Annotated in this window: 2 protein-coding genes; both read left to right on the top strand. The window is 73.6% G+C overall.

Annotated features, from left to right (window positions below):
• The first annotated feature begins 150 nt into the window (after positions 1–150).
• On the top strand, positions 151–894 hold the full coding sequence (locus GRC12_RS44075) for an ABC transporter permease (RefSeq protein ID WP_244374696.1): 744 nt from the start codon (positions 151–153) through the stop codon (positions 892–894).
• A 15-nt stretch (positions 895–909) separates the two neighbouring features.
• The coding region (locus tag GRC12_RS46845) for a sensor histidine kinase (RefSeq protein WP_208786038.1) at positions 910–1,883 on the top strand (974 nt) is incomplete at its 3' end.

The raw sequence follows: 1,883 nt of genomic DNA, 5'->3' as shown, positions 1-1,883 counted from the left end.
GAGCGGCTCGGTGCGTGGCTGACGACGGTGACGATGCGGCTGTGTGTCGACCGGTACCGGCAGGTCAACCGCGAGGCCGAGGTCCGCGTCAGCCCGAGGTTGGTCGCGCCGGGTCCGGTGCCGGTGGGGGCGGCGGGTTCCCGGCGGCGGATGCGGGCCCTGGCCCGGGCCGAGCTCACGCTGCTCGCGCGCAACCGTGGCGCGGTGGTCACGGCGTTGCTCGTGCCGCTCGTGCTGCCGTTCAGTGTGCGGCCCGCGGTCGATCAGCTGGACCTGAAGGCCGAGGGGCTGAACATCGGCGTGGTGACGCTGACGGCCGCGATCGGCTTCTCCTTCCTGTTTGCCGTGTACACGTCCCTGATCGGCGCGTACGTCGCCCGCCGTGAGGAACTGGTCCTCAAACGCCTGCGCACCGGCGAGTTCGACGACGCCGAGATCCTGGCCGGCACCGCGCTGCCCGCCGTCTGCCTCGGCCTCGCGCAGGCCGTCGTCCTCACCGTCGGCTGCGCGGTGCTGCTGCACCCCGGGGCGCCCAGGGCGCCGTACCTGACCGTCCTCGGGATCCTTGCGGGTCTGGTGCTGTGCGCCGCGTTCGCGGCCCTCACCGCCTCCGTCACCCGGACCGTGGAGAGCGCGCAGGTCACCGCGCTGCCGCTGGTGCTCGTGTCCATGATGGGCTCGGGCATCGCGGTCCCGGCCCAGCTCCTGCCCGACCGGCTCGCGAGGGTGTGCGAATTCCTGCCCCTGTCCCCCGCGATCCGGCTCGTCCAGGGCGGCTGGACCGGGCGGTTGAGCGCCTACGAGGCCCTGGGCGCCGTCGCGACCGCTCTGGCCTGGAGTGTCGTGGCGGTGTTTGCTGTACGGCGGTGGTTCCGCTGGGAACCCCGGCGCTGAGGGAACGGGGGAGCCGTGTTCGGGCGGATCAGGGGCTGGCAGCGGCGACACTGGCGGGATCGGAGCAAGGCCGAGCGGGTCGAACTGCAGAGCGTGCTCACCTGGTACGTGACCACGTGGCTCTTCTCCTTCTCCTGGCTGGCGCTGCCGCTGGTGGGCGGGATCGCCCAGCGCCCGGTACCGCTGGTCGTCGGGGGACTGCTGCTGCTCGTGAGCGCACTGCAGTGTGCCGAGGCCAACCGGCTCACCCGGCCCGTGCTCGACCACTACCTGGGCCGGGCCGTCCTCCCGCCGCGCGCCCTGCGCCCCGCCGCCGTCCTCCTCGTCCTCGCGCTGGCCCTGCCCCTGGTGCTGGCCGCGCTGGGCGGCTCCGACCCGATGGCGATCCGGCTCGCCGTCGGCGCCGCGCTGGTGCCGTTCGGGGTGCTGTACGGGCTGGTGCTGCCGCTGGTGACCTTCCTGCGCCGGTCGGCCGTGCTCGCCGTGGTGCTCATGGCCGCGTTCGCCTGGACCGACCCGGAGCCCGCCTCCATCCTCACGGTCGGCGTCCTGACCGTCCTCGGCGCGCTCTTCTCGCTGATCACCGGCCGTTGCGGCGCCTGGACGCTGTCGGTCCTGTGGGAGGCGGAGCGGGGCCGCGAGGTCCAGGCCCGGCTCGCGGTCGCGGAGGAACGTCTGCGCTTCGGCCGGGACCTCCACGACGTGATGGGGCGGAACCTGGCCGTGATCGCCCTGAAGAGCGAACTCGCCGTGCAGCTGGCCCGGCGCGGGCGGCCCGAGGCCGTGGACCAGATGATCGAGGTGCAGCGGATCGCGCGGGAGTCGCAGCGGGAGGTACGGGATGTCGTACGGGGATACCGGGAGGCCGACCTCGGGGTCGAACTGGCCGGTGCGCAGGGGGTGTTGAGCGCCGCCGGAATCGAGTGCGCGGTGCGGGGGACGGATGTCGCGGGGCTGGATGCGGAGGTGCAGGGGGTGTTGGGGTGGGT

The sequence above is a fragment of the Streptomyces griseorubiginosus genome (assembly GCF_017614965.1).
Classification (GTDB): domain Bacteria; phylum Actinomycetota; class Actinomycetes; order Streptomycetales; family Streptomycetaceae; genus Streptomyces; species Streptomyces griseorubiginosus_B.
This window is presented reverse-complemented; position numbering and strand designations above follow the sequence as displayed.